18 protein-coding genes are annotated in these 19,541 nt (G+C 56.3%); 8 read left to right on the top strand and 10 right to left on the bottom strand.

Annotated elements, in window-relative coordinates:
* Nucleotides 1-10 precede the first annotated feature (10 nt).
* Nucleotides 11-535, bottom strand: coding sequence for a cytochrome c-type biogenesis protein CcmH (locus tag HS103_00745; GenBank protein ID MBE7511328.1), 525 nt, complete (start codon nt 533-535; stop codon nt 11-13).
* Nucleotides 536-702: 167 nt separating this feature from the next.
* Between HS103_00745 and HS103_00750 the strand changes: the two genes are divergently transcribed.
* Nucleotides 703-1,158 (top strand): Hsp20/alpha crystallin family protein, encoded by a 456-nt coding sequence (locus tag HS103_00750; protein ID MBE7511329.1) that lies wholly within the window; start codon nt 703-705, stop codon nt 1,156-1,158.
* Nucleotides 1,159-1,219: 61 nt separating this feature from the next.
* Here the strand turns inward: HS103_00750 and HS103_00755 are convergent, their stop codons facing one another.
* Entirely contained in the window at nt 1,220-1,930 is a 711-nt protein-coding gene (locus tag HS103_00755; protein ID MBE7511330.1) for an anti-sigma factor, read from the bottom strand.
* A 57-nt stretch (nt 1,931-1,987) separates the two neighbouring features.
* Nucleotides 1,988-2,539, bottom strand: coding sequence for a sigma-70 family RNA polymerase sigma factor (locus tag HS103_00760; GenBank protein MBE7511331.1), 552 nt, complete (start codon nt 2,537-2,539; stop codon nt 1,988-1,990).
* Between the two features lie 604 nt (nt 2,540-3,143).
* On the opposite strand from HS103_00760, the gene HS103_00765 reads away from it, so the two are divergent.
* Genes HS103_00765 through HS103_00775 form a run of 3 tightly spaced genes read left to right on the top strand, consistent with a single transcriptional unit; the run spans nt 3,144 to nt 6,020 of the window.
* On the top strand, nt 3,144-3,884 hold the full coding sequence (locus HS103_00765) for an HD domain-containing protein (protein ID MBE7511332.1): 741 nt from the start codon (nt 3,144-3,146) through the stop codon (nt 3,882-3,884).
* A gap of 7 nt (nt 3,885-3,891) precedes the next feature.
* Nucleotides 3,892-4,614: a GNAT family N-acetyltransferase gene (locus tag HS103_00770; GenBank protein ID MBE7511333.1), complete on the top strand. Its 723-nt coding sequence runs from the start codon at nt 3,892-3,894 to the stop codon at nt 4,612-4,614.
* A 5-nt stretch (nt 4,615-4,619) separates the two neighbouring features.
* Nucleotides 4,620-6,020, top strand: a complete 1,401-nt coding sequence (locus HS103_00775) for a glycoside hydrolase family 1 protein (protein ID MBE7511334.1) — start codon at nt 4,620-4,622, stop codon at nt 6,018-6,020.
* A 22-nt stretch (nt 6,021-6,042) separates the two neighbouring features.
* Here the strand turns inward: HS103_00775 and HS103_00780 are convergent, their stop codons facing one another.
* Nucleotides 6,043-6,525 (bottom strand): hypothetical protein, encoded by a 483-nt coding sequence (locus HS103_00780; protein MBE7511335.1) that lies wholly within the window; start codon nt 6,523-6,525, stop codon nt 6,043-6,045.
* An 81-nt stretch (nt 6,526-6,606) separates the two neighbouring features.
* On the opposite strand from HS103_00780, the gene HS103_00785 reads away from it, so the two are divergent.
* The 4 genes from HS103_00785 (at nt 6,607) to rho (ending at nt 11,276) form a co-directional block, all read left to right on the top strand.
* On the top strand, nt 6,607-8,559 hold the full coding sequence (locus HS103_00785; protein MBE7511336.1) for a response regulator: 1,953 nt from the start codon (nt 6,607-6,609) through the stop codon (nt 8,557-8,559).
* A complete protein-coding gene (locus HS103_00790) occupies nt 8,556-8,873 on the top strand; it encodes a DUF2007 domain-containing protein (GenBank protein MBE7511337.1) in 318 nt (105 codons plus the stop codon). Before HS103_00785 ends, HS103_00790 begins: the two co-directional genes overlap by 4 nt.
* A complete protein-coding gene (locus HS103_00795) occupies nt 8,854-9,825 on the top strand; it encodes an NAD(P)H-quinone oxidoreductase (protein ID MBE7511338.1) in 972 nt (323 codons plus the stop codon). The genes HS103_00790 and HS103_00795 overlap by 20 nt, the downstream gene beginning before the upstream one ends.
* A 170-nt stretch (nt 9,826-9,995) precedes the next feature.
* Nucleotides 9,996-11,276: a transcription termination factor Rho gene (gene rho / locus HS103_00800; GenBank protein ID MBE7511339.1), complete on the top strand. Its 1,281-nt coding sequence runs from the start codon at nt 9,996-9,998 to the stop codon at nt 11,274-11,276.
* 393 nt (nt 11,277-11,669) lie between these two features.
* Here the strand turns inward: rho and HS103_00805 are convergent, their stop codons facing one another.
* The 6 genes from HS103_00805 to pheA form a co-directional block, all read right to left on the bottom strand.
* Entirely contained in the window at nt 11,670-12,719 is a 1,050-nt protein-coding gene (locus HS103_00805) for an N-acetyl-gamma-glutamyl-phosphate reductase (GenBank protein MBE7511340.1), read from the bottom strand.
* On the bottom strand, nt 12,716-13,588 hold the full coding sequence (gene lysX / locus HS103_00810) for a lysine biosynthesis protein LysX (GenBank protein ID MBE7511341.1): 873 nt from the start codon (nt 13,586-13,588) through the stop codon (nt 12,716-12,718). The genes HS103_00805 and lysX overlap by 4 nt, the downstream gene beginning before the upstream one ends.
* Entirely contained in the window at nt 13,585-13,749 is a 165-nt protein-coding gene (gene lysW, locus HS103_00815; protein ID MBE7511342.1) for a lysine biosynthesis protein LysW, read from the bottom strand. The genes lysX and lysW overlap by 4 nt, the downstream gene beginning before the upstream one ends.
* Before the next feature lie 525 nt (nt 13,750-14,274).
* Entirely contained in the window at nt 14,275-17,067 is a 2,793-nt protein-coding gene (locus HS103_00820; protein ID MBE7511343.1) for an ATP-binding cassette domain-containing protein, read from the bottom strand.
* 180 nt (nt 17,068-17,247) lie between these two features.
* A complete protein-coding gene (gene thrC / locus HS103_00825; protein ID MBE7511344.1) occupies nt 17,248-18,558 on the bottom strand; it encodes a threonine synthase in 1,311 nt (436 codons plus the stop codon).
* Entirely contained in the window at nt 18,558-19,412 is an 855-nt protein-coding gene (gene pheA, locus HS103_00830; protein ID MBE7511345.1) for a prephenate dehydratase, read from the bottom strand. The genes thrC and pheA overlap by 1 nt, the downstream gene beginning before the upstream one ends.
* Nucleotides 19,413-19,541 lie beyond the last annotated feature (129 nt).

Consider the following 19,541-nt stretch of genomic DNA (forward strand, 5'->3'; position numbering starts at 1 on the left):
CTCATTTCCCTCACTCGTCACGCAAATCAGCTTCCAACTGCGCCAAATAGGAATGATCGTCTTCCCTAGTGGGCAAGGGCATTTCTCCTCGGTCTTCTGGGATAAGGCGGGCGCGGCGCTGCCACAGGAAAAGCATGATCACAATCGCCACCCCCGCCCCACCAAACAGCAGAAAAGGCAGCCCCATTGTCAAAAACTGCCCCACCGAATCGAGCGGGACGCCCACCGCCTTCATCCCAAAACGCTCCGCAAAATGGCGCTCAATGTCCTCCGCGCTGTATCCTTCGGCAAGCAGCCCACGTACTTCCTCTCTCCAGCGGACACACGCTTCGGTTGGACACACATCAAGGGGGAGGTTTTCGCAGACGGGGCAGTATAGATTTTTCGAGACGCGGTTGACCTCGTTATCGGTGATGGGGCGTCGGGTGGGGATGGGTGGCGTGCCATCTTGCGCGGCAACGCCACCACCGCTCAGGATAGTCCCTAGCACAGCGCCTAGCATCACCAGAAAAGCCAAGACGATCCGTTTTACCATGTGCAGCCCTCCCGCCAAGTGATTTCACCCTCCCCATGATTATAGCGTGCCATGCAGAACAAACCGCCTGTATTCGATAGGAGGTGGGTTCACTGTCACTTGGAGATAACTTCTCTGCAACCCCACCGCCGCTCTCGCGTACAGGATCACAGGAGGATAATCAAACCATGACCGATGAACCCAAACCACAACCAGACGCCTCGCGTTTTGACCCGATGAAAAGCCTAAGTAATCTCCGCGACTCGGTAAGCCGCGTTGTTGAAGATGGCTTATCTGCGCTTGGTGGGCAATTGATCCAGATTGATATTTACGAGACGGAGACAACCGTCGTCGTTCAAGCAGGACCGCTGTGGGGAATTGATGTGGAGACGATTGATGTCGCCATTACTGGCGAGACGCTCACCCTAAAAGGGAAAACCCATTCCGATCCGGCTGTTCCGGCTGAGTCTTATCTGCGGCGGGAGCGGAAGTTTGGGGAGTTCAACCGCGCGGTGAAAATCCCTCAGGCGGTTAAACCGAATGAGGCAAAAGCCGATCTGCGCGATGCGCTCTTGACAATTACCTTGCCCAAAGAGGAAAACCCACAGCCGAAGGTGGTGACCATTCGCGCTGCCTCTAGCTAGAGAGGCGAGAGCAGCAAGGCTACAGGGCGATGCTGGCTGGCGGCTCGCCTTGTAACGCGGGTTAGGGGAGGGCGGGGAGTTGGGCGGCAAAGATAGGCGACCCGCTCGGCTGTGCCACGCCACCACGTTTTTCTATGGTAACGCCAAGTGTGTATGCCCGTCCTGCTTCTGGGATTGTAACCAAATACGATTCGGTTGTTGCCGGAAAAACCCCCCCACTGTGAATTGCTTCTTCGTCAATAAACCACAACTGATAGTCCCACTCATCGGATATAAGGGGAAGGGCGGCAACGATCACTCCCTCGGCGCGTCCCTTCACGGTGACGAAGGTGAGCGCTCCCTCAGGGCTGCCCTCTCCTTGTGGGGCAAAGGCAACCCGAACGGCGTTCGCGTCGCCCAGAATAGCCGCCGTTGGATTTGTTGAGGGGCGGAAAAGCACCAGCACGCCGAGGACAAGGGTGATTATGGCAGCGGCGAGGGCATAGACAACCCGCCTTGTAGAAAGACGCGAGTTAGGCTTGGCAGGGGCGCTGGTTGTGCCGCTGAATTCCGCCAGCCGCGCCCGAAACGCTGCTTCGGCGGCAGCCGGAGCGCTGCGACGGGGAGTCGTCACGGCAGTGTAGCCATAGAGAGACGCCTGATACTCGCTCAGAAGTGCCGCCGCTTCGCTGTTGCGGGACGTGATCGCCTCCACCTCGGCGCGTTCCGCCGCGGAAAGTGTCCCCAACACATAGGCAATGATGCGGTCTTCGAGTACGCTGTCGTTCATCATGATCAGGTATACGCAAAAAAGGGAACTTAAGGATTGCTGAACGTCGGTCTCAGCCCTTTACTCATCCTTGTCGCGCAGCCATGCCTCCCGCAGTTTTTGCATCGCCAAGCGGATGCGCGTTTTTACCGTCCCTAATGGCACGCCGAGATGCTCGGAAATATCTGTGTGAGTCATGCCGCCAAAATAGGCTAAATCAATTACTTGGCGCTGCTCAGGGCTAAGAAGGGACTCAATGGCGGCACGTAAACTGGCAGCCTGATCGCGGCGAAGGTCCACATCGAAGGCTTCGGCAAGGGTGTTTTCCCCGCCACGTTCCTCGTCAAGAGGGGCGGTGTTTTCCCGCCGCGCCCGCCCGCGAAGGCAATCAATGGCAAGGTTACGAGTGATCCCTACTAACCACGGAGGAAATGCCCCTCGTGTTGAATCAAACTGGGCAATGTTTTGCCAAACTTTCAGAAAGACATCCTGAACACATTCTTCTGCCAGTGGTGCATCGTTGACGATACGAAAAGCGACGCTGTATACAAGATCGGTGTAGCGCTGATAGAGGCTCATCATTGCCTCCTCATCGCGCCCTTTGATCCCCTCAATCAGTCGCAAATCGTCCATAGGCATTGACTCTAACCCGCTCCGATGCTAGATGCAAACGTGCTGTGATATTGAAGAAAGATTACGCCGTTGCCCTAGCCCCCTCTCCCACTGCGTGGGCTGAGGGGGAATCATTCCGGTGAGGGGCAGCGCCGCTCACAACCCTTTTGTTGATGGCATTCAGGGAAACATGCCATGCTTGCCAAAGGTATGTTTCTCAGCGCTGCCCTGATTACAAGCCAACCCCGAAGTTACGGATAGGCTCTAAGGTGTATTAGGGTGTGTTGACATTGAAATCCCTTGAGGGTCGCAATGCCTTGCACTCGTCGCCGCCCGTGAGCGCCCGCCGCTAAAGCAGCAGGCTATGAGTAACCACCCCTTCGGGGCTTTGAAACCCTGCTCCTTCCCTGTAAACACAGAGGGAAATTTCTCCCCTTCCCCTGTCAGTGGGGGAAGGGGCAAGGGGGGGGTAGGGGTTCTGAGCCAAAAACGTCAACACACCCTAGTCATTCACTTCAACAGATCACCCAACCCCACCCGTCGCTCAAACTGGTACAATCCTTTTCACGATCATTCCGAATGATGTTTATCTCCCAATTTGCCTAAGGTTTTTTTGAGGCACAGCATGTTTACGCTCACCGAACTTCAACTGACCCGCGTCGCCCAATATGTGCGGGGCTATCTGCTGCGCACAGCAGATCTTTATGGGCATAAGGATGCCCGCGCCCGCGCCCAACACCGCTGGATGCACACCTTAAATGTGCTGAAGAACATCCGTAAACTGTGCGACGGCGAGAAAACCGATGCCGATACGCGGGCGGTCTGCGAAGTGGCAGCGCTTTTCCATGATATTGATCATTACACAGTGGATATTCCTTATCACGGCGTGCGTGGGGCAGAGACGGCAGGGCGTTACCTAACCAAAGAGCACTATGCGGCTGATTTTGTCAAGCGTGTGGCGGAGGCGGTGCGTGGACACCACCAAGACTGGGAAGAAGAAACACCCATCGAAGCGCAAATCGAAGCTGTTGCCGCCGCATACAGCCCGGAAACACTTATGCTGATTGACGCCGAAACGCTTGATAAAATTGGCGTCAGTAATTTGTTGATCGCCTTGCGCACGCTGAACACACTGAACAACCGCCCCGTCAGCGACCTTGCCCGCGAGTTGAATTCGGGTTGGACGCTTCAACGGGCAGAGGCGTGGTTTTCGACGCTGATCACCCCTACCGGAAAGGCGTTCGGCGTGCAGCGTTTGGCGTTTACACGGCTGTTTTTTAAGCAGTTAGAGGATGAGATCGTCATGTACGATCCCTACCCCTCGCCCTCGCAGCAAACGTTGGAACTCTTGCAGCTACCGGAATAGGCATCCTGTGACAAACGCGCTCCGCGACAAACGCGCCGAGATTGCCACTCGGTTGGATATTACCAGTCCGGCGGATGCCCCCACCGCCTATTACGCGCTCTATCATGATCCCAGCCGCTCAACGCTCGTCACGGCGGCGAGGGGCTTTGCCGGGCGTTTCCAAACGGGCGTTGATCTCTTTCGTCCGTTGATTACGCTTGGCTGCCTTGATGCCGAAACTGCCGCTAATTTACTCTCGCAGATTGCCCTACCGGGACGACCTTACATGTTTTTTGCGCCGCTGAATCAACTCCCCCTTGTGGGGGGAAGTATGCAGATCAGCGGGGAGCGTATTTTGACGATCCATGTCTTGGATCGCGCTCAGTTTCGTTCAGAAATGAACATCCTCGTCCGGCGCAGCAGCGCCCCCGATGGCTCACCCCGTGCCGAGATCAGCGCTGAGACAGGCGAGCGGCGGGTGCGTGCCATTGCCGGAGTAAACTGGGAATCGGCGGGATTTGCTGAACTCTATGTAGAGGTTGACCCTGGCGCCCGCCAAAAGGGATGGGGACGAAGCGTCCTTGTGGCGCTTATTGAGGCTGTTTTGGCGGGTGGGCGTTTGCCGCTCTACCTTGTTGAACCAACGAATGAAGCCTCGCTCCGCTTGGCACACAGCGTTGGCTTTCAAGAAACAGGGGCGCGGCAAGTCTACGCCGACGCAATCTATTTAGGGCATCCGGGGAAGCGGTAAACCCTATGGCATTTCCAGAAGCAGCAGGACGTATGGCAGTTGACGGGCAGTTAGTCTTTCCGCCCGGATTCCTATGGGGGTGTGCCACCGCCGCCCATCAGGTAGAGGGTGGAAACCGCAATGACTGGTGGCAGTGGGAGCAGCAGCCAGGGCGCATTTTCCAAGATCACAAGCATGGGCTTGCCTGTGATTGGTGGAATGGACGTTATGAGGAAGATTTTGACCGCGCCGCCTCGCTCTATAACAACGCACAGCGCATCTCCGTCGAATGGAGTCGGATCGAGCCAGAGGCAGGGAAGATCGATCAGTGGGCGTTGGATCGCTACCGCCAGATGGTGCTTGCCCTCCGCGAACGGGGCATGACACCCATGATCACGCTGCATCACTTCACCAACCCGATCTGGTTGGCAGAGCGCGGCGGGTGGCTGGTGGCAGACACCCCTGCCCGCTTTGCCGCCTTTGCCGAGACGGTGGTCAAGGCGCTTGGCGATCTGTGTAGGCTGTGGTGTACGGTGAATGAGCCTATGGTTTACGCCACCAACAGCTATCTGTTTGGGACATGGACGCCGGGGAAAAAGCAGTTAGGGGCGACGCGGCGGGCTGCCTATGCCATGCTTGAAGGGCATGTCCGCGCCTATCATGCGATCAAAGCGATTCAGCCCGAAGGTCAGATTGGCTTTTCCGCGCATATTATTGGCAACAAACCCGCCCCGCCCGGCACTATCAATGCCCTTGCCACACGGCTGGTGAATCGCTTTTTCAATCACGCCTTTCTGGATGCCTTCAACACAGGGTCACTGCGTCTTTCTGGGGGGCGGGCATTTCGCGTCCCTCATGCGGTGGGGGCGGTGGATTGGGTGGGGATGCAGTATTATCAAGAATTTCGTTCGGGGTTTCACTGGAAATCGCCTCAAACACTGTTCATCCGGCAAGGAAAACCGCCGGATATGCCCGTCGGTCCGCGTTTGTGGGGTGGTTTGAATCCGGGGGCGATTTTTGAACGGCTGCAATGGCTTTACAAGGTATTGAAAAAGCCAATCTATGTCAGCGAGGCAGGCGTTCCCGATGCCGACGACACCATCCGCCCCGGTTATATGGCGCAAACGCTGAAAGGAATCTGGCATGCTTGCGGATTTAATATCCCTGTACGGGGGCTGTTTTGGTGGTCGCTTTTAGATAATTTTGAATGGACGGAAGGCTACGATCCACGCTACAGCTTTGGCTTGTATAAAACGAATTTCGAGACTCAAGAGCGCACCCTTCGCCGCAGTGGGGAACTCTACCGAGAGGTAGGGGCGCATAACGCGCTCTCTGCTGAGATGGTTGCTGAATTCGCGCCGGAGATGACCCCGAAGATTTTTCCCGGCAGCCCCGGCGCCGATGGGGTGACGCTCAAACGGCGTTAACATGTCTAAGGGCGTGTACCGTTTAAATGCTACACTTAAACTGCGCTCCCTGCACCCAATAGAGCAGTTCTTTTGCGTTGGGCAGTTCCGCCGCTGTTGCCACCACGCGCTGTCCCTCCACGCCGCCGTAGGTATCTAAAGAAAATACGGCGTAAGCGTACTCGCCTGCTCCAGTGAAGGCAGTCCATGCCTTTCCCTCAGCATCACGAAGAATCGGAAAGGGAAGGTCTGCTGCCAAGCTCAGCAACGATTCCCGATCTGCGGGGGAAAGCGCGAAGACTCGTGCGTTCAATTCGGCATATTCAGCGGAATCCCTCCCTACTGCACTAAGTAAATCATACACCGCTGCGGGGTCGCTAAAAAAGATGATCAGCAAACCCGCTTTTCCCCGAAACCCTTCGCGGGTATAGTGCAGCCCGTCGCCCACGCTTTCAAGGTTGAAATTCGGTGATAATTTCCCAAAAGGGAGAGGCGTCCGCTGAAGGGTTGTCCTGCGATCTGGCATGGCTCAATCCTTTTAAATTGGTTATCCTCTATAACAGAATTCTAACTATAAGGCACAGTATCTGCGAATGGGAGCGACGTTTTGAGCGGTGAACGCATCCTCCTGATCGACCATCAAGAGAACGCCCGACATATTACAAAAACCATCCTACAAGGCGTCGGCTATGATCTGATCACTGCCGCAACGGGCGAGGAAGGGGCGCTCCTTGCCCGCGACCTTGTGCCAGAATTAATCATCACCGAGATCAGCTTGCCCGGACAAGATGGGTTTACCCTCATTGAAACTCTGCGTGAGCAAGGCTATGACACGCCGGTGATCGTATGCAGCGTGACGGATCGCGTCGATGCCCTCCAACATGCGCTGCGCATTGGCGTTGCCGATTATTTGGTGAAGCCCTATACCCCTGCTGAACTGCTTGATTCCGTCCGGCGCGTGATGAATCGATATTGGTCACGGCAAATCGCGGATCGTCTGCCCGCACACCTGATGGAAGCGAACAAACGGCTTGAAAAGCGCTTTCGTGAGATGGCACACCTGCTCAATGTCGGGGCAAGCGTCACGGCGATGTTGGATTTAAACCAAGTGCTGGATCGGGCGACAGAGGCAGCGATTAATGTCACGGCGGCGGAAGCGGGTGGGTTGTTCCTGATGGATCGCCGCACGGACGAACTTTACCTGCGGGCGGTGAAAGGCATTGACCAACGCACGGCAGCGACCCTGCGCATCAAGATTAATCAGAGCGGGATTGGGCGCGTTGCCCTTGATGGCGAACCACTGGTGATTAGCGAGCGCAACAGCAGCCTAGTATTCACCCCCTACCCCCTGAAAAGCGCCGCCTATGTCCCGCTTCGCCTACACGGGAAGGTGATCGGTATTTTGGGCGTTGAACACCGCGAGGAAGCACGGGAATTTGATGCGGGAGACGTGCAAACGCTCTCAATCATCGCTGATTTTGCTGCCATTGCCATAGAGAACACACGCCTTCACGCCGAGACAACCCGCGAACGGGACGCTCTTGATGCCATTTTGCGGGATACCGATGATGTGATCATCGTCGTTGATAAAGAAGATCATGTGCTTTTCTGCAACCCGACCGCCCGCGAGATATTCAACGTTGGGTCGCTCAACTTTATTGGCAAGCCCATTACCGAGGTAATCACGAACCCCGAAGTGATCACGCTGTTTCAAAAAGACCCTAACGATAAACGTGGACGCCGTGCCGAGATCACACTCGGCGCGGCGGAAAAAACACTCAACGCCCAATTGACGATCCTTGAAGGGATTGGACGGGCAGTGGTCATGCAAGACATTACCCCCCTGAAGCGCCTTGACAAGGCAAAGACAGATTTTGTCGCCTCTGTTGCTCATGATCTCCGTTCACCGTTGACCGCCGTCCTCGGTTATGCCGAACTCATCCAACGCGCTGGCACGTTGAACAGCCAACAGGAAAAGTTTATCGAACAAATTGTGATAGGGGTGCAGTCGATCACCTTGCTGATTACGGAATTATTGGAACTAAGCAAGTTGGAGAGCGATTACAATATCGACCTCGAACCTGTCGCCCTCGCCAACATCATTGATATGGCACTCAAGCCGCTGCAAGGGACAATCCGCGTGAAGGGGTTGCAAACGGATATCCAAATCGCCCTTGATTCTCCCCCCGTCTGGGGGAACGCCCTTCGCCTTCGCCAGATGTGCGCCAACCTGATTGGCAACGCCGTAAAGTACACACCCAATGGCGGGCGGATCACCATCCATGTGTGGGGCGACAACGATCTCGCCTTCATTCAAGTTCAAGACTCTGGAATTGGTATTTCCCCCGAAGACCAGCCCTATGTGTTCGACAAATTTTTCCGCACGGATCGCGCTGTACAAGAGTTTGAAGGGACGGGCTTGGGGCTGAGCATTGTCAAAACAGTGGTGGACCAACATGATGGGCGAATCTGGTTGGAAAGCAAAGAAAATGAGGGGACAACCTTCACGGTGATATTCCCCGCCTATCAAGCCCCCAAAATAGCGGAAGCAAACTCATGAGTGCTACACCACCACTCCGCCGCAATGGAATGCTGTGGGCGGTGGTGGCGGTTGCCTTTGGGGAGTCTGAGGCGGCGATCCTTGCTGGACGGTTGCAAAGTTTGGGGATTCCCGCTTTCTTAGAGCGTGAGGCGCTAGGGTCGGTCTTGCCGTTGGGTATTGGGATCGGTCAGATTCGCATCCTCGTCCCCGAAGATGCCTACGAATTGGCAATGGCAATTTTATATCCGGCTGAGGGGACGCTTCTCACCGACGGGTTGGAGTCAGACGGCGAGGATTGGGAATGGGAGGACGATGAAAGCGATCCTCATTGATGCACCCGGTGCGTCGGAGGTCATGCGTTATGGCGACGCTCCTGATCCAATCCCGGCGGAGGGTGAGCTTCTCATCCGCGTAGCGGCGGCTGGCGTCAACCGCGCTGATCTCCTTCAGCGTGCCGGTGCCTATCCACCGCCCAAAGATGCCTCACCCATCCTCGGTTTGGAGATTGCTGGGGAGGTTGTGCAAGGGGCGGGCGACTTCCAACGCGGAGATCGCGTCATGGGGGTGGTCACGGGCGGCGGCTATGCCGACTATGCGGTGATTCCGTCAGGGATGGCGCTGCGCATTCCCAAACCTATCGCTACGGTGGATGCCGCCGCCCTTCCAGAGGCGTTTCTCACCGCCTACCTGAATATGATCACCCTCGGCGGGCTGCGCTCTGGTGAACGGATTCTGATCCATGCCGGGGCAAGCGGGGTTGGCACGGCAGCCATTCAAGTGGCGCGGATTGTGGGGGCAACGATTCTCGCTACTGCTGGATCGCCGGAAAAGTGCGATCTATGCCGATCACTTGGGGCAGAGATCACTGTGAATTACAAGAGGGAGTCCTTCCTTGAGGCTGCCCAAGCGGTTGGCGGGGTGGATATGATCCTCGATTTTATTGGTTCGCCCTATTGGGCGGATAATCTCGCCGCCTTGCGCAGCGGTGGACGGGTGCTTTTGATTGGCTTTTTAGGTGGCAGCAGTGGGACTCTTGATCTGGCACCCATTTTAACCAAAAGCCTCACCGTGCGGGGGACAACACTGCGACGGACGCCGCTCTCCGAAAAAATTGCCCTAACCCGCGCCTTTGAAGCCTTTGCCGCCACACATTGGGCAAGGGGGGAACTGCGCCCCATCATTGATTCCGTCTTTCCGCTTTCGGAAGCATCCGCCGCCCATCGCCGCATGATGCAACATGCCAATTTAGGGAAAATTCTTTTGCGTACTGAGCAAGCCGAATGAGAGGATAGCCCCCTCAAATTTTCTCCCGTTGACCACAGGCAAAAGTCATGCTACTATCTTGCAAAGCATCCACTTGCCCACGATCTGCTTCAGCATTCAAATTCAACTGAACTGATTCATTTTCCAACCAAAACCTCATCCCACATACCGCAAAGGTAGTACAGACGCTCATGGATATTGCAGAACTGGAAACCACGACCTTAGATGGTCTACGTACCCTCGCCCGCGATGTCGGCATTGCCGGCTACAGCCGCTTAAAGAAACCCGATTTGATCCTCCGCTTGCTCCGTGATAAGGCAGAAAAACAGGGGCATGAACTGCGTGGAGGTGTCTTAGAAATCATTGATGATGGCATTGGGTTTCTCCGCTCCGAACACTACCTCCCCGGTCAAGATGATATTTATGTCAGCCAGACACAAATTCGGCGCTTTGGGTTGCGGACGGGCGATATGGTCATTGGGCAAGTGCGCCCACCAAAAGATACAGAAAAGTATTTTGGCTTGCTAAGGGTAGAGGCGGTAAACGGCATTGATCCCGAAATTGCCAAGTCCCGTCCCGTTTTTGAGCAGTTGACGCCCATTTTCCCCCTCACACGCTTCAACCTTGAATCGAACCCCCGGATGCTTTCCACCCGCTTGTTAAACTTGATTGCCCCGATTGGCAAGGGGCAGCGCGGGTTGATCGTCTCTCCCCCGAAGGCGGGCAAAACCACAGTCCTAAAGGAAATTGCCAACGCTATCAGCAAAAATCACCCAGAAGCGCATCTAATGATCGTCCTCATTGGGGAGCGCCCTGAAGAAGTGACCGATATTGACCGCTCGGTGGATGCCGAAGTGGTCAGCAGCACCTTTGATGATCCGGTCACCGACCATGTACGTGTGGCAGAGATGGCGCTGGAGCGGGCAAAACGCCTTGTGGAAGTTGGGAAACACGTGGTGATCATGCTCGACAGCATCACTCGCCTGACCCGCGCCTACAACTTGACTGTGCCGCCGTCGGGACGGACGCTCTCTGGCGGTCTTGATCCCTCGGCGCTTTACCCGCCAAAGCATTTCTTTGGCGCGGCGCGTAACATTGAGGAAGGCGGTTCGCTGACGATCATCGCCACTTGCTTGGTGGATACCAACAGCAAGTTGGACGAGGTGATTTACGAGGAATTCAAGGGGACGGGCAACATGGAACTTCATCTGAGCCGGAAGCTCCAAGAACGGCGCATTTTCCCCGCCTTTGACATTGAAAAGTCCTCTACGCGGCGGGAAGAACTCCTCCTCGGACCGGATATTCTCCAGCGCGTGTTCGTCATGCGGCGGATGTTTGGTCAGTTGGTGGGCGACCCCATGAAAGACAAAGATGCGGGCATGGGGATGATCGGTGCAACGGAGGCGCTGCTCACCCGCCTTCGCCAAACGGATAACAACGAGGAATTCCTCGAAACGCTGGAACGTGGGTAAGCCGCTAGAAGAAATAGTTCAAGCGCACAGAGCGCACAATGATATCGCCCGCCGCTAAAAGGCGTGTCCGAGAACTAAGTACAAAGACAACGAAAAGGCGGGATAACACATGATCCCGCCGCTAAAGCAGCGGGCTGAAAACAGCCACCCCTTCGGGGCTTAAAAGGCATTGTTACCCAGGGGTTTTTGCTTTCCTCACGCCAAAAGAATGTTTTTGCTTGTACTGAGTAGACCACCACACAGATAGATAGGGTTTCACCCCACCCCTTCCCCCTCCCCGTAAACGGAGAGGGGGAAGGCATTCTCCCCCTTTCCCTGTGTACGGGGAAAGGCGACTGCTGCGCAGTAACCGGGGGGGATAGGAGGTCTTCTAGAAATCCCTGTGGCGGACTACTAGGGATGCAGTCCGGCAAAACCTAGCCCCGCCCCCTCAGGCAAGCCAAGCATCAGATTCATACACTGCACGGCGCTGCCCGCCGCCCCCTTACCAAGATTATCTATCGCACAAAGGGCGACGATACGCCCCGTTTCCGGCTGTACCTCCCACCCAACATCGGCAAAGTTTGTGCCTGCCAGCCACTTTGGTTCAGGGTGACGGTGAATCCCCGTTTTATCGTGAACAATGCGCACGAACGGCTCGTCGCTGTAGGCGGCGCGGTAGGCACGCCACAGCGCCTTATCGTCTGTCCCCGGATGGGTAAAGACTTGTGCCGTCGCCATGACCCCACGCACCATCTCAATGCTATTCACCGTCAGATAGACATTCCCCACACCCAACGATTGGGCAACCTCTGCCTCGTGGCGGTGTCCGACGGCGGCAAAGGTGCGCACAACACCGCTCCGTTCGGGGTGGTGGCTGCCCGGACTGCTTGTCGCCCCACCCTCTGATGACCCTACCTTGAGATCAACGGTCACCGGACGTGTGGGATCGATCAGTCCGGCTTTGACGAGGGGCAAGAGGGCGAGAGTCGCCGCTGTTGCGTTGCAGCCCACCCCGCTGGCATACTGAGCGCCCCGCAATGCCTCGCGGTTGATCTCCGGCAGCCCGTAGATGAATTTCTCCACCCATGCGGGGGCGCTGTGAGGTTCATCGTAGTAGGTTTGATAGATCGCTAGGTTGCGCAGCCGAAAATCTGCCGAGAGGTCGATGATGTGCTTTGCCAAGCCAGCGAGGTGATCAATGCGTTTTTGTGCTTCCCCATGAGGGAGCGCCAAAAATAGTACATCACAGGGCTGGATGGTCGTTGCTGAGACGAACTGAAGGTTAGTCACCTTCCGTAGATTAGGATGGATACTGTAGACGTGCTTCCCAGCGTTCGATTCAGAGGTGATTTGCCCGATTTCAACGTTGGGGTGCCCGAGCAGAAGGCGCAAAACCTCCCCACCCGTGTAGCCCGACGCCCCGATGATGCTCACCCGCAATGTGTCGCTCAGGGCGCTCATTGGGCGATCCTCTCAGCGGCAAGGGCGAGGGCGTAGTCGGCAACGCGCCCCGGAATATCGACACCGGTAGGCTCAATGCTGTTGCGAAACTCCATCGTATGATTGATCTCATTAATCAAAAACCCGCGATCCGGGTCTTCTAAGACATCAATCGCCACGATCCCGCCACCCACCGCTTGCGCCGCCCGCCGGGAAATATCGGCAAGGTCGGGCGTCACGGGGCAGTTTGCCGCTTTGCCGCCCCGCGCTGTGTTTGTGATCCAGTGAGGGGAATTTCGGTAGATGGCGCAGATCACCTCATCACCGACAACGAATGCCCGAATATCCCGTCCGGGTTTGCGAATCAACTCTTGAATGTAGAAAATGCCGTGTTGAAAGCCGCCCAAGACCTCTTTATGTTCGAGGATTGCCTCGGCTGCATCCCGATCATTCACTCGCGCCAAGAGCCTTCCCCATGAGCCGATCACGGGCTTAAGGACGACAGGATAGCCGAATTCCTCAATGGCGATGAGCGCCGACTCCGCGGTAAAAGCAACCTTGCAGCGCGGCTGTGCCACACCCGCCTTCTCAAGCGCCGTTGTCGTCAGCAGTTTATCGGCGCAGGTGTTCGCCGTCTGCCAGCGGTTGATACAGCGGTTGCCCGCTGCCTCTAACAGATGCAAGGCATACAGCCCTCGTGAGGTACTCACTGAGCGTTCGAGGATCACATCGTAGGGGAGGGTCGCCATGCCTGTGGTAAAAATGAGTTCATCATCGTTGATTAGGGTCACGGCTGCGCCGCGTGCTTCAAAGGCGGTGAGCAGGTGTTTTTCCTCCACGCGGATGCGCGAGGCGATGATCCCAACACGGAGAGCGGTTGCGCTGCTCACTCTCCCCAATCCTCCTGTTCCATCGGCGCGGGTTCAAGGGTCAGCGGCTCTAGGGCAGTCACTTCAAGTTCAACGCCACAATCCGGGCAAGAGACGATCTCGCCCCGCATGGGCTTGGTCAGATCGATCACGGCGTCACATTCGGGACAATTCGAGGACATAACTCAACGCTCCTTCAAGCAAAAGCGCACAATCAGAACGAGGCAGCCAAACGGGTCTGAGTGTATCAGATGGCAGTAGTACCGAGGCAAAAAACAGCCCCTCCGCAGAATTGTGGAAGGGCTGGCATGTTCCGGCAACTGGCAAGCGGCACGAAACCCTTCCTAGAGGGGTGGTTTTTTTGCCGCCTTTTTTGGTTGCTTCGGCGCTGATCAGTACGGGTTATTGCAGTACCCTCACTGGTTGGTCTGCAACCAGCCTTCTTACAAGAAGGGCGGGCGTCGTTCGTTTACCCCGTGATCACCACTGCCTAACCCATTGGTAAGTATATCGTGATACGTGGGGCTGTCAACCATTAAGGGGTCAATCTCCTTGAAAAATGCTGTAGGTGCAAAGGTATCATAAGGCAGAAAGGTTGTCAACAGCAAAATACCTCAAAGATGTTAGGCGCTTTCCCTTATGCAGCAGAGAGCAGGGAGATGAGGTGGGAAGGATCACCCTCCCCACACTCCATCAGTGGATTATCCTCACAACCCCTCGCCGCGTCTTAGGACAAGCGCTGCCCCGCTCAGAAAGACCACCGAAAAGACGAGCAGCGCCCCCCACCGAATAACCAACCCGTCCGGCGTTATCGGGTAGGTCACGTTGAGCGCAGGTGGGGCAGGGAAATACTGCTTGGCAGCAGGCGCACCCGTCAATGGCTGTCCTGTGCGTGGGTTGACGGGGACCGTCTCCACGACAATGCGCCCTTCAGCGTTCCGCTGCACAATATCCACCGTGCCACCGAGAGCCTCTAGCGACCAGCGCGTCACCGTCAGCCGCGAGAGTGGCTCAAGCGCCCCATCCATCTTGAACAAGACCCCCGGAAAGAGAATTTGCAGAAACAAAACAGCAAGGACGGTATAGGTAACGGCGTTCGTCTCCTTGCTGATTGCCGAGATGAACACTCCGATGCTCACCCCTGCCGCCGCTGTCAGCGCCATCGTGACGAAGATTTCGATAATCCCGGGCAAGATCACGCCCTTTGCCGGAAGCTCAACCCCAAACGACACGGTGATCATCAGCAGCACACAACTGATCACCGCCAGCGCTGTGTAGACGATCACCTTCGAGGCAAGGTAGGGAATCACCCGCAGATTGACCATCCGTTCGCGCAGAAAGAGCGTTTTCTCGCTGACTACTGTGTATGCCGAGGCGAAAATACCAAACAAGGTGATGGCAAGGGCGACGATGAACAGCAACCGCTGTGCCTCGCTTGCCGGAGAAAACGTCCCCACCCCACGCACTTGGGGTTGGGAATTCGCCCGCCCACTAGAGCCGCCTGTTCCCCCGCCTGTTGGGGTGGGTGTTGCGGTGGCGCTGCTTTCGGCGTTGGGCGTTGGGGTCAGGTTTGTCGGGGCGACAGTGGCGACGGGTTCAAGCGGGAGTTTGTCGAGGATGAGAAGGTAATCGCTGCTATCGCCGCGACTGATAAACATCTTTCCCCGCGTGTTTTCAACCTGATCGCGGCTGATTAACCCCAAGAATAAGCCCACTAGCGGCAAGATCAGCAAGAGCGCGATGATCGTCCGCGTATCACGGCGGACAAGCGCCACCGTGCGATCCGTCAGCACCCGCGCCTGCTGCATGAACGTCCCCCGCCGCGCCCCTTGCAAACGCTTGTTGCCCAGAACACTTTCGCCGCTGCCTTTGCCCCCTGTTTGGCGAAGGCTTTCCTGACCTGCCTTGCCCAACCGCTCCGTGACATAGCTGGCGTAGATCGGGCTGGTGCGAAACCGATCTGCCCACAGTTTGGCTGCCTCTTGTGCGCCGATCTTATCGCCCTTCATGGCGTTTTGAGCGGTGGCGACATTAAAGACCATTGTCTGGTTTGCCGCCTGTGCCGTTGCCACTTCGGGAATTTGCTGGACGCGATTGTAGACTTCGGAATAATCTTGCGCCCCGAAGAATGTCAGGGCGTCTTTCGGTGGTCCGAAGTAGACCAAATGCCCACGCGCCATGAATGCCACGTAATCACAGAGTTCAATGTTCAGCGTTGTATGGGTGACCACGACGACGACATGCCCTCGGTTAGCAAGGTTGCGCAGCGTGTTCATCAGCGATTTATCCAACCCCGGATCAAGCCCGGAGGACGGTTCATCAAGGAACAACATGCTCGGCTCTGCCATGAGTTCAAGGGCAATGCTCACACGCTTGCGCTGCCCGCCGCTCAAGCGTCCCACAAAGCGCTCTCGAAAATCGGTCAGTTCAAGGTCTTTCAGAACGCGCTCAACGCGCTCCAAGCGGGCTTCTTCTGGCTCGTTGGGGAAACGCAGCCGCGCCCCAAAGGTGAGGCACTGAAAGACCGTCAGCGCGTCTTGCACAATGTCGAACTGGGGAACATACCCCACCAGCGGTTGATAGAGGTCGTAATTTTCGTAAAAATTGCGCCCGTTGATCAGCACTTGCCCACCCGTCGCCCGATACGCGCCGTTCAGCGCCTTAAGCAGTGTCGATTTTCCCGATCCGCTCCCGCCAATCACCGCCACGAAATCTTTTGGCTTTAGAGAGAGAGCAACCTCCCGCATCGTGTTCAGCGTCCGCTTGCGAATCATCCCTGTTTGGTAGGTCATTTCGAGGTTCACGGCGTCCATCTCGAAACGCTGTGTCGCTGCCAAGCGGATGAGTGCTTTTCCTTTGTAGACAAACAGCGCCAAATCAATGCGGATCACGTCATCGGGGACAAGGCGGTATTCGCCGTTCGTTTTCAGGGGGCGATCATTGACGAATGTGCCGTTTTCGCTGCCCAAATCGCGCAGGATATGCCCATTGCCGGCTTGGATAATCTCGGCGTGCCGCCACGAGACAGCCCCACTGTGGAGCGAAATAGCCGCCTTCGGATCGCGTCCAATGGTAATAGGGAAATTTTCCAGGGGATAGACCTTCCCCACCGATTCACTGCCCAACGCCCGCTCAATCGGGTTGGAATATTGGATGGTCACCCCGCGTTTATCACGCCCCTGAAGGCGGATCGTGTTGCCGTCGCGAAGGAGGGCGCTCCCTTCGATAGATTGATCGTTGACGAGGACGCCGTTGAATTCGGTCAGATCGTAGAGGCGGTAACTTGTCCCTTCCTGAACAAGGCGGGCATGGCGTTTTTCCACACCGGGCATGTTCACGGTAATGTCTTGACTGGCATCCGCGCCGATATTGGCAAGACGCTGCGCCAAACGAACCGTGAAGGGTGCGCCAACGTCAGGTGTAATCCGTAGGCTTGGTAGCCGTTCGTCAATTTCGCCCCCCCGTATGGAGAGCGTCGCGCTTGGTGGTTGGTCAGCCATGCCTAAATGTATCCCCCGTTGTGTGCTGCGGATTAAGGTATGTCTAGTATGGCGCAATGCCGTTGGGAGTCAAACGAGGGAAAAACGATTGGGTATTTTAGGGTAGTAGTAGGGTGAAAGGGAAGCACCCCCCCTGTTTGTCTCCACCCCCAAAAGGGTGGAGCGTGCTTTTTAATGAGCTTAGGTCGGCTGCACCGCCGCCCCCCGCAGCAGGGATTCTACCGCCTCTAGGGTTGGCTCTATCGTGCGCAGATGGTTGGCATAAGTGCTGGTGATGCCCGTCAGTGTCCCGCCATGATAATCAATGATCAGGTTGGGGTCTTTCAGTAGATGTCCGGTCAGCACGGCGACGATCTCTGCCCCGCGCTCGATAACGCCCTCCGCGATCAGCTTACGCACGCCCGCCACCGATGCCGCCGATGCTGGCTCACAGCCGATCCCGGCACTGTCAATCTGTGCTTTGGCATCCATAATTGCTTGATCGCTCACGCTGGCGACAATGCCGTTTGTCCATGCCAACGCCCGCATCGCCTTTGTAAAGCTCGCCGGATTCCCAATCTTGATCGCGGTGGCAAGGGTCGTCGCTTTGACACTATGACGATCTTGAAACCCAGTAGCGTAACTGGCATAAAAGGGGGCAGCCCCCGCCGCTTGAATGACGGCAAGGCGCGGCAGGCGGTCTATCAGACCGAGGGTGTGCATCTCGTGGAGCGCTTTGCCAAAGGCAGAGGTATTTCCCAGATTGCCGCCGGGCAGCACGATCCAATCAGGGACACGCCATTTTCGCTGCTGCATCAATTCCAAGACAATTGTCTTTTGCCCTTCCAAGCGAAAGGGGTTCACCGAATTCAACAGGTAAATCCCAAACGTCCGGCAGGCTTGGCGGACAAGATCAAGGCAGGTGTCAAAATCGCCTTTGACCTGAACGTTGATCGCCCCATAAGCAACGGACTGCGCCAACTTGCCCATCGCAATATTGCCCTCTGGGAAAAAGACGAGGGCTTGAATCCCCGCCATTGCCGCGTAGGACGCCATCGATGCGGACGTGTTTCCCGTTGAGGCACAAAGGGCGCTGCTCGCTCTGACCAACGTCGCATGGGTCATGCCGCCGGTCATCCCTCGATCTTTGAACGATCCGGTTGGGTTTTCTCCCTCGTGTTTTAATTGCAGCCGATCTGCGCCGACCCATGCGGCTAAGGGTGCAGGGGGACGGTAAAGCGTCGTGTTCCCCTCCCCCCGCGTGACGATCTTATCTTCCGCTGCGGCGGGGAAAACCAGTTCCTTATAGCGCCACACCCCGCTGTTATACGGTGCGTCCACCTCCCGCAGCCGCTCATCAAAGAGTTCACGGCTGATCAACGGGCGAAGGCGTTCCAAATCGTGAATGACATCCAGCAATCCGCCGCATTTTCCGCAGACATAGACCGGATCATCCAGATCGTGGGTGTGTCCGCAATCCATACAGCGCAAGACGCTTAGGGGGGCGTTCATCAATGTTCTCCGTTGTCGTTATCGTCTGCGGTAGGGGCTGCCGCCGGGTATGAGCCGAGTAGTTTCAAAATCGCCGTTCGCTTGAGCAGACCCATCAGGGCAGTATCACAGAGGGGGTCGTCCACCCGTCCATCGAAATCAAGGTAGAAGTAATATTGCCAGGGCTTGTTGCGGCGCGGTTTCGATTCGATCTTGGTCAGGTTGATCCCCCGTGAGGCAAACTCTCCCAACGCCCCATAAAGCGCCCCCGGTGCATCCTGAAGGGCAAAGACGACGGACGTTTTCATCGGTATGCCTGCCTCCACAGGCGGTGTCCCATGCCCAATGACGAAGAAGCGCGTGTAGTTGAAGGGCTGATCTTCGATTCCGTAGTCTAAAACTTCTAAGTCGTAGCGCTTTCCGGCAAGGGCGCTGGCAATGGAGGCGGTGTTTGGTTCTGGCGCGGCGGCAAGATCACGGGCGCTCCCCGCCGTATCAAAATGAACAATAGCTTGAAAGCCGCGCCGTGCGAGGTAGCGCTCACATTGCGCCAAGGCTTGGGGATGAGAACGCACGCGCCGCACATCTTGAATCGTCGTCCCTGCCGGAGCAAGAAGGGCGTGCCGCACGCGAAGGATGACCTCCGCTTGGATGCGCAGATCAAAATCAAGAAGCAGTTCATAGCTGGTTGCCACTGTGCCAGCAAGCGAGTTTTCCACTGGCAGCATTCCCAGTGTTGCCCGCCGTGATTCAACGGCGCGAAAGAGTTCATCAAAGGAGGCGCAGGGCATCGTTTCGGCGCTTTCGCCATACTTTAGGCGAATTGCTTCTTCGGAATATGCACCGTGAACACCTTGAAAAGCAACGATCGTCATAATAGGTATCGCTATCTGGTAATTGTTTGCTCTTTGGGAAAAACAAGCCGTAGGATAGCACCCTTCCCGACAGGGGGCAATTGGCGAGGGCGACAAAAGGATTGATCTATTTACCCTAATGATAGCGCT

The organism is Anaerolineales bacterium (genome assembly GCA_015075625.1).
GTDB lineage: Bacteria > Chloroflexota > Anaerolineae > Aggregatilineales > UBA2796 > UBA2796.

Excerpts from the sequence above, each read along its gene's own strand:
- HS103_00805 (MBE7511340.1), bottom strand. The coding sequence starts at position 12,719 with ATGAGCGCCCTGAGCGACACATTGCGGGTGAGCATCATCGGGGCGTCG.
- HS103_00750 (MBE7511329.1), top strand. The coding sequence starts at position 703 with ATGACCGATGAACCCAAACCACAACCAGACGCCTCGCGTTTTGACCCG.
- HS103_00745 (MBE7511328.1), bottom strand. The coding sequence starts at position 535 with ATGGTAAAACGGATCGTCTTGGCTTTTCTGGTGATGCTAGGCGCTGTG.
- HS103_00790 (MBE7511337.1), top strand. The coding sequence starts at position 8,556 with ATGAGTGCTACACCACCACTCCGCCGCAATGGAATGCTGTGGGCGGTG.
- pheA (MBE7511345.1), bottom strand. The coding sequence starts at position 19,412 with ATGACGATCGTTGCTTTTCAAGGTGTTCACGGTGCATATTCCGAAGAA.
- HS103_00755 (MBE7511330.1), bottom strand. The coding sequence starts at position 1,930 with ATGATGAACGACAGCGTACTCGAAGACCGCATCATTGCCTATGTGTTG.
- HS103_00795 (MBE7511338.1), top strand. The coding sequence starts at position 8,854 with ATGAAAGCGATCCTCATTGATGCACCCGGTGCGTCGGAGGTCATGCGT.
- HS103_00780 (MBE7511335.1), bottom strand. The coding sequence starts at position 6,525 with ATGCCAGATCGCAGGACAACCCTTCAGCGGACGCCTCTCCCTTTTGGG.
- thrC (MBE7511344.1), bottom strand. The coding sequence starts at position 18,558 with ATGAACGCCCCCCTAAGCGTCTTGCGCTGTATGGATTGCGGACACACC.
- HS103_00775 (MBE7511334.1), top strand. The coding sequence starts at position 4,620 with ATGGCATTTCCAGAAGCAGCAGGACGTATGGCAGTTGACGGGCAGTTA.
- lysW (MBE7511342.1), bottom strand. The coding sequence starts at position 13,749 with ATGTCCTCGAATTGTCCCGAATGTGACGCCGTGATCGATCTGACCAAG.
- HS103_00765 (MBE7511332.1), top strand. The coding sequence starts at position 3,144 with ATGTTTACGCTCACCGAACTTCAACTGACCCGCGTCGCCCAATATGTG.
- HS103_00820 (MBE7511343.1), bottom strand. The coding sequence starts at position 17,067 with ATGGCTGACCAACCACCAAGCGCGACGCTCTCCATACGGGGGGGCGAA.
- rho (MBE7511339.1), top strand. The coding sequence starts at position 9,996 with ATGGATATTGCAGAACTGGAAACCACGACCTTAGATGGTCTACGTACC.
- HS103_00760 (MBE7511331.1), bottom strand. The coding sequence starts at position 2,539 with ATGGACGATTTGCGACTGATTGAGGGGATCAAAGGGCGCGATGAGGAG.